The sequence below is a fragment of the Colwellia sp. genome (genome assembly GCF_013215345.1).
Taxonomy (GTDB): Bacteria; Pseudomonadota; Gammaproteobacteria; order Enterobacterales; family Alteromonadaceae; genus Colwellia.
Map to the genome: position 1 here is coordinate 1 of NZ_JABSOV010000154.1, position 7,728 is coordinate 7,728.

The 7,728-nt window shown below is 39.3% G+C and carries 7 protein-coding genes; 6 read left to right on the top strand and 1 reads right to left on the bottom strand.

What is annotated here, in order from left to right:
- The 6 genes from HRT50_RS16640 to HRT50_RS16665 all read left to right on the top strand — a co-directional run.
- Window positions 1–460, top strand: a 460-nt coding sequence (locus HRT50_RS16640; RefSeq protein WP_291616545.1) for an MFS transporter, incomplete at its 5' end; no start/stop codon positions are given.
- Between the two features lie 149 nt (window positions 461–609).
- The gene (locus HRT50_RS16645) at window positions 610–1,689 is read left to right on the top strand and encodes a proline racemase family protein (RefSeq protein ID WP_291616547.1); all 1,080 of its coding nucleotides are present in this window, start codon (window positions 610–612) and stop codon (window positions 1,687–1,689) included.
- A gap of 71 nt (window positions 1,690–1,760) precedes the next feature.
- Window positions 1,761–2,843 (top strand): Xaa-Pro peptidase family protein, encoded by a 1,083-nt coding sequence (locus HRT50_RS16650; RefSeq protein WP_291616549.1) that lies wholly within the window; start codon window positions 1,761–1,763, stop codon window positions 2,841–2,843.
- A gap of 124 nt (window positions 2,844–2,967) precedes the next feature.
- Window positions 2,968–3,918, top strand: a complete 951-nt coding sequence (locus HRT50_RS16655; RefSeq protein ID WP_291616551.1) for an ornithine cyclodeaminase family protein — start codon at window positions 2,968–2,970, stop codon at window positions 3,916–3,918.
- A 531-nt stretch (window positions 3,919–4,449) separates the two neighbouring features.
- Entirely contained in the window at window positions 4,450–5,664 is a 1,215-nt protein-coding gene (locus tag HRT50_RS16660; protein ID WP_291616553.1) for a DEAD/DEAH box helicase, read from the top strand.
- Window positions 5,665–6,186: 522 nt separating this feature from the next.
- On the top strand, window positions 6,187–6,393 hold the full coding sequence (locus HRT50_RS16665) for a cold-shock protein (RefSeq protein WP_291616555.1): 207 nt from the start codon (window positions 6,187–6,189) through the stop codon (window positions 6,391–6,393).
- Window positions 6,394–6,829: 436 nt separating this feature from the next.
- Here the strand turns inward: HRT50_RS16665 and HRT50_RS16670 are convergent.
- A partial coding sequence (locus HRT50_RS16670) for a Xaa-Pro peptidase family protein (RefSeq protein ID WP_291616557.1) occupies window positions 6,830–7,728 on the bottom strand: 899 nt, incomplete at its 5' end.

The following is a 7,728-nucleotide window of genomic DNA, read 5'->3' on the forward strand; positions in this document are numbered from 1 at the left end:
TATCGATAAGTTTAAAGCCTTACCTGCCTTAATTGTTGGTACTGCAATTTTATCCCTATCGATGTTAATGCAAGGTTTTGCCCATGGTATTATCTTTGGCGGTTTGTTGGTAAGTTGTGCCGTTATTGTTTTTGCTGTTGGCGAAATGACAGCGACACCTAAGAGCCAAGAGTATGTCGCCTCTTTTGCCCCTAAAGACAAAGCGGCCATGTTTATGGGTTACTACTTTGTTTCTATGGCATTAGGTAGCTTATTTGCCGGTTTACTGTCGGGTTGGTTATATAGCTACTTCGCTGTTGAATTAAATAAACCGGAAGTGATGTGGGCCATAATTGGCTGTTTAGGTTTTGTCACTTGTATTGCCTTCTATTTGTTTAATAAACACTTTATCAAAGATATAAACAAGCAACAGTTAGCACAAAAAGAGCAGTCAGCAGAGCAATCAACATCTATAGCTTAAGGTCTTAGCTATATAGCCATTACCATTCAACGTGCACTCTGAAACAAGCATCTTGATTGGTAACGGCTATAAGTCGCTGTTGTGCTCGAAAGAACAACAGCGGCGAGTAAAATCAAGACAAGAAAATAGAGACTTAAAGAGTATAAATAATGACAAAAAACATAAGCAAAGCCGTTGAAAAATTTGAGCAGTGGCAACCTAATAACAGCCAAGAGAGTTTTTTAACTATTAATACCCTTGAATGTCATACCGGCGGTGAGCCATTACGTATTATCACTAGCGGTTTTCCTGGCCTTAAAGGCAAGAGTATCTTAGCGAAAGTAGAAGAATGTAAGAGTAACTATGATGATCTTCGTCGAGCATTAATGTTTGAACCACGTGGTCATGCAGATATGTACGGCGCTATTATTACCGATGCGGAGCGAGACGATAGTCACTTTGGCGCAATATTTATTCATAACGAAGGTTATAGTACCATGTGTGGTCACGCGGTAATTGCCTTAACAAAAACTGCGGTAGAGTCAGGTGTGGTTGCCAGAACCGGTGATGTGACTAAGGTTGTTATTGATGTACCTTGTGGTCAAATACATGCCTTGGCCTATAGCCAAGGCGATGTGGTGAAACAAGTTAGCTTTAAATGTGTACCATCCTTTGTTTATGCCAAAGAGCAACAAATTCAAGTTGAGGGTATAGGTCTTGTCCAGTTTGATATTGCCTATGGCGGCGCTTTTTATGCTTATGTACAGGCATCACCTCTTGGCTTATCACTTATGCCTGAGCAACAAGAAAAGCTTATTGATTATGGCCGTAAAATTAAACAAGCCATTATAGAATCGACAGCCCCTGAGCTGAGTATTACTCACCCAACAACCCCAGAATTAAGCTTTTTATATGGGGTGATTTTTATTGATGACTCGCCTAACCAAGGGGTGCACTCTCGCAATGTTTGTATCTTTGCTGATGGCGAATTGGACCGAAGTCCTACAGGTAGCGGTGTAAGTGGTCGTATAGCCCTACATCATGCGAAAGGGCAGGTCGCATTAAATGAAGCGATTATCATTGAAAGTATTTTAGCTAGCCCCTTTAGTGTGCAAGCCATTGAGGCACTCTCTTTTGCTGGCTTTGCTGCCGTGATCCCCGAAGTGACTGGCGATGCGTATGTTTGTGGCAAAGGTCAGTGGCTTATTAACAGCGAAGACCCATTGAAATATGGTTTTTTATTGAGATAACAGACAGTTAACAAGCGATTTTTTAACTTAGCATAAATAGTAAAATTCAAGTCGAATTTTTGAGGAGTATTATGAACTTAGCAACATTACGAGATAAAGTACTGAACAAGCCTTACAGTGCTATGCTGATCTTTAGTGATATTAATATCAGCTATCTTTCTACCTTTACCGGCCATGCGGCAACAGTATTATTAACCAGTAAGGGTAACTATTTACTGACGGATTACCGTTATTTTGAGCAAGCTAAAGAGCAAGCAAGCCACTTTAAAGTTATTTGCCGCGATAGAGCCAACCAAAGTTTAGCTTCACTCATTGAAGACCTGCTATTTCAAGATGACTGTCAGTGTCTCTCTTTTGAAAGTGAACATATTAGCGTAATGCAATGGCAACAAATTCATCAACAAGTCAGTCAATTAACTAAACTTGGGCAAATCATGCCAGTAACAGGTGCGGTTGAAGCGCTACGATTTATCAAATCAGCCAGTGAAATAGCCTCAATGGAGCAAGCTGCAAAAATTGGTGATACGGCGCTATCGACCATGCTTAACTCAGTTAAAGCAGGTGTTACTGAGCGAGAGCTAGCCATTGAACTCGATTATCAAATGGCGCTACTTGGCTCTGAGCAGGTGTCTTTTGCTACCATTTTATTATTTGGCGAGCGCAGCGCTTTGCCCCATGGTATTCCCGGAGATCGGCAATTAAAACTCGGCGATATTATCTTAATTGATTTTGGCGCTGTGGTTAATGGCTATCGCTCTGATATGACCCGTACCTTTGTTTTTGGTGAGGCAAGTGCAGAGCAAAAACATATCTATCAATTAGTACAGTCAGCGCAACAAGCGGCAATTGATGCGGTGGTGGAAGGCGTCTTAGGCAGTCATCTCTATCAGCAATCGGCTAAAATATTGTTTCATAGCGAATATAAAGAATACGCGGGCGAGGGCTTAGGTCATGGCGTAGGTTTAGTTTTACATGAGCAACCTTTTATCGGTCCAGATTGTCATACCCCAATTGAAAAAGGCTGCGTTTTTACTATAGAGCCAGGCATTTATATCCCTGGCTGGGGTGGTGTGCGTATTGAAGATGACGTGGTGTTAACTGACGATGGTTTAAAAATACTTACCAAGTCACCTAAAGGTTTGATTGAACTTTAGGTTTGTTAGCTGAATTAGCGCTTAAGAGGCTAGTTTTAAAACTGCCTCAAAGCCCTATTTTAATAATTAAGAGTTTAAGTATTTAAGCATAAAGTATTTAAATTAACCGTAAAACGAGATCACCATGAAAATAATTAGCGCCGAACACGTTCACCAACACCTTAACTTTGACGAGTTAATTCCATTACTAAAAAATAGTTTTAGTCGTCCATTTAGTATGCCGCAACGTCAGGTTCACTTACTTGCTCCAGAGCAAAGTGATAATCATGATGCTTTTGCCTTATTACCTTCATGGAATGAAGATGTGATTGGCAATAAAATGTTCACTTATTTCCCAGAAAATGCTGCTAAGCACGACCTGCCAGGATTATTTTCTAAAATCATGTTGTTTAAACGTCAAACTGGTGAGCCACTGGCGCTAGTTGATGGTACCAGTGTTACTTATTGGCGAACCGCGGCTATTTCGGCCTTAGCGAGTCAGTTACTTTCTAGAGATAATAGCCAACATTTAATGTTGTTTGGTACCGGTAATTTAGCTAAGTTTTTAGTCGAAGCACATTTAACGGTTCGAGATATTAAAAACGTGACTCTATGGGGTCGTAATAGTGCAAAAGTGAATGACTTGATTAGCGAATTTACCGCCTTGTATCCAGCCGTTACTTTTAAAGCCAGCGTTGATGTCAATGTTGAGGTGGCTAATGCCGATATCATTTGCTGTGCCACAGGCGCTAAAACACCATTATTTGACGGTAACCTTGTTAGTGCCGGTTGTCATATCGATTGTTTAGGTAATCACATGAAAGATGCCCGAGAATGCGACACCACCACAGTCACGCGGGCGCGAGTTTTTGTCGATAGCCTAACCAATACCTTAAACGAAGCCGGTGAATTACTGATGCCTATTGCCGAAGGTGTTTTTAACAAAGGCGATATTGTGGGCGAGTTAGCTGATATGTGTAAAACACCATCATTACTACGTCAGTCAAATGATGAAATAACGTTATTTAAGTCGGTAGGCACAGCAATTAGTGATTTAGTAGCTGCACATCGTGTAGTCCAGAAATTGGCTGATTAAACTTACTAACTAAATAGCTAAATATTACCTGTCGATACATAATGCTAATACTCATAGTAATCAAAAAAGGCGCTAATTTTATAAATAAAGTTAAAGCCTTTTTCATTTGTATTAATATGATAAATCTAATTTCCTGAATTGAACAAGGTTTGTCTACATAGCTGATTACTACTGTTAGGTATTGATTAAATATTACCGCTATGGGCGCTACTTACAAGTCAAAATCATCCCCACAGGCGGCCACTTAAATACTAAAGCTGACCTAAGGCCGAAGGTAATTCAATCTACATGCTTTGCTCTTTTATAGGGTGATACAAGGCTTACTATCAATACATCCATTTTTTAATTATCTATTCCCTTAAAGAACCACCGATTAAAGTAAAATCAAGGGAGCAGAATACTTGATTAGGAACTGTTTTTTTGTGAGATGTTTTGTGGGTATTCGTCAGAAATATTCAGCTGTATACGTCTTAAATATGTTAAAGCATTCTGTTAGAATAATAGGTATTGATTAAAGAATACCGAGGCAGCATGTCAGAATTCAAAGAATTTTCACTTTTAGAGTCAATTATTGACCGCGTTAATCTTAAAGGCTATAAACAGCCGACACCGATCCAAAAAGAATGTATCCCAGCTCTTATTAATGGCAATGACCTTCTTGGCATAGCGCAAACGGGAACAGGTAAAACTGCGGCCTTTTCATTGCCTATTATCAATAATTTTGGGCGAAATAAAATAGATATCAACGCTAAGAGCACACGTTCGCTCATACTAACGCCCACACGTGAGCTTGCCTCGCAAATAATGCAAAACATTGATGACTACGCTGAGGGGTTAGGGCTTAAAACTAAGGTTGTTTATGGTGGTGTAGGCAGACAAGCTCAAGTTGATGCTATCGCACTTGGACTTGATATTTTAGTGGCCACCCCTGGCAGGTTATTGGATTTAATTGAAACGGGCGATATAAATTTTGCGGCGTTAGAAGTATTTGTATTAGATGAAGCAGACACCATGCTTGATATGGGGTTCTTTAACGATGTTCAAAACATCATATCTAAATTGCCAAAAAACCGACAAACACTATTGTTTTCAGCGACTATGCCTGCTGAAATAGAAATACTTGCAGAAGCCATATTAACGGATCCAACAAAAATTCAAATTACGGCTGAAACGGTTACTATCGATTTGGTTAATCAAAGTGTATACCATCTTGATAAATCGAATAAAATATTTTTGCTATTTAATATTCTGGAAAAACCTGACTATGAAAAAGTGCTCATCTTTTGTAAAACAAAGTATGGCGCTGACATCATTGTTAAAGCACTAGAAAAAGCATCAATAACAGCCGCTAGCCTTCACAGTGGTAAGACACAAGCAGTTAGGGAAGAAGCGTTACAAAACTTTAAAGATTCTAATTTAAGAGTATTAGTTGCAACTGATGTTGCTGCTCGTGGTATTGATGTTGATAATATTACGTTAGTTATTAACTATAACCTTCCTGAAGATCCAAGAAACTACATACACCGTATAGGGCGAACTGCTCGTGCTGGGAAAAGTGGCATGGCCATTTCATTTGCTGTAGAAAATGATATAAGGCAATTAACGAATATTGAAAATAGCATAGGGCAAGTCATTCCTGTTGTGATTGAACAGCCTTTCCATAAAGAGTTTTCAAAAGCGCCTATACAAGTCAAGAAAAAGAAAAAGGTTATAAAAACAAATAGAACAAGAACAAAACACAGATAAGGCAGGCATAAATTAGCCAACTAAATGTTTTCAGCAAGACTACAAATATCACCTCATCTTATGATGCGTTAGACGTGCCTTTCTTTGTGGTGAAGATAAGCACACTGGGCAAAGTTATGAACATCAGCGTGGTTGGGTTGCAGATAAACACCATGCGTTAAGTGATTGATGCCTGTTGTATGCCTTGTCTATTTTAGGCTCAAAGATGACGTTAGTAACTCAAAAGCTACGTCTGCTTTTAGCGAGAAGTTGTCATAACAACTCACTAAAACCAAATGACCGCTTTTTGGTAAAAGTGATCTTTAGCTTTTAACCAATGAATAGTGAAGAATTGTTCACCTGAGTTACTTGTTATTGCGCAAAAGGTGGCTAATATGAAAAATAAACAAGGTAAACAAGGTAAACATCGTTAATCAGCAATACAATTTGCAGCTTAAGGTGGCATAATTACATTCAAAATCTGATTTTGTAATGGTGATAGCAAATCAGAATTATATTTTCACCAAAAATAAAGAGAATGTTATGAGTAAAGGTATAGTTAAGTGGTTTAATGCAGATAAAGGTTTCGGATTTATTACTCCAGAAGACGGAAGTAAAGATTTGTTTGTTCATCATTCAGAAATTCAGTCTGGCGGTGATTATGCAACATTGGCTGATGGCCAAGCAGTTGAATATGAAGTCGGTCAAGGACAGAAAGGCCCATGTGCAAATAAAGTTGTTGCTGTTTAAGCCGTAGCACATAAAAAGTAAGTAAGCGGGTGCGTTACACGCACTCACTTACTTAATTGTACGTTATCGATAGAAAAACCAACTCAAATTAGCTTCTCCACCTAAATCCCTAATTTCGTCTTTTGGTAGAAGTGATCCTTAGCTTTTAACCATTGAATAGTGAAAAATAGTTCACTGCTAATTACTTATTGGTGCACATTGAACTTGTGTCAGTACTTGCTCAATACTGGCAAGTGATAAATCATCTGAAATTCATTTGGTCGCTGTGATTGGCGCCTGACTTGCCATAACCCCATCAGCAATGAAGTAAGCAGCCAAAGCAAAGGTATAGCTCAAAGCAGTTATTAATTTTTTTGTCTTTTTCTTATTATTACTATTTTGGCATTGTCTGCATTGCTCTCTTGAGAGCTAACTTCAAAAGAGCGATCCAGCTTAGCTATTCCTCATAGCCAAAAGGATTGTCAATAGTGTGAGCAGGCTCACTAAACCATTTTGGTCCAGACTCTGTCATGTAGAAATGATCTTCTAAACGCACACCAAATTCGCCATAAAGGCACAACATAGGTTCGTTAGAAAAACACATGCCTGCAGCTAATGGCGTTTTATCGCCTCTCACTAAATAAGGCCACTCATGAATGTCTAAACCTACGCCATGACCAGTACGGTGTGGTAACCCTGGTACTTGATAATCAGGACCATAACCTTGAGTTTCAAGGTAGCCGCGCGCCGCAATATCTACCGACTCACAAGGTAAAGAAATCTTGGCCGCTGCAAAACCTTGCTCTTGCGCAGTTTTTTCATGTAACCATACTGCGCGTTGTTTTTCAGTGGCTTCACCAAAGACATAACTACGGGTTATATCTGAGTTATATCCTTGCACTAGACAACCGGTATCGATTAACACCATATCGTTTGTATCTAGGGTTTTTGGTACTTTTACCCCATGTGGGTAGGCGGTATCTTGACCAAATAATACGATACAAAAAGAGGAGCCTTTAGCTGCGCCCAATTTGATATGTGCTTGATTAATAAAAGCAGTTACTTCTGCAGTGCTGATACCCACTGTTAATATTTTGGCTACGGCGCGATGTACAACCATAGTCATGTCTTTAGCGCGCTGTAATAAAGCGATTTCACTGGCAGATTTGATCATTCTACAGCCGGCAGTAACACTCTTGCTACTGGTGAAGTTTAACGATAGGTTTTGTGCTTTGGCAGCATTAATCATACCGTCAACGGCGAAAAAGGCGGTAGATTCATCAATGGCAAAGGTGCCTTGAGTAATACTCATCTTTTTCAAGGTATTAATAACTAAGTTATAAGGTGATTCATGTT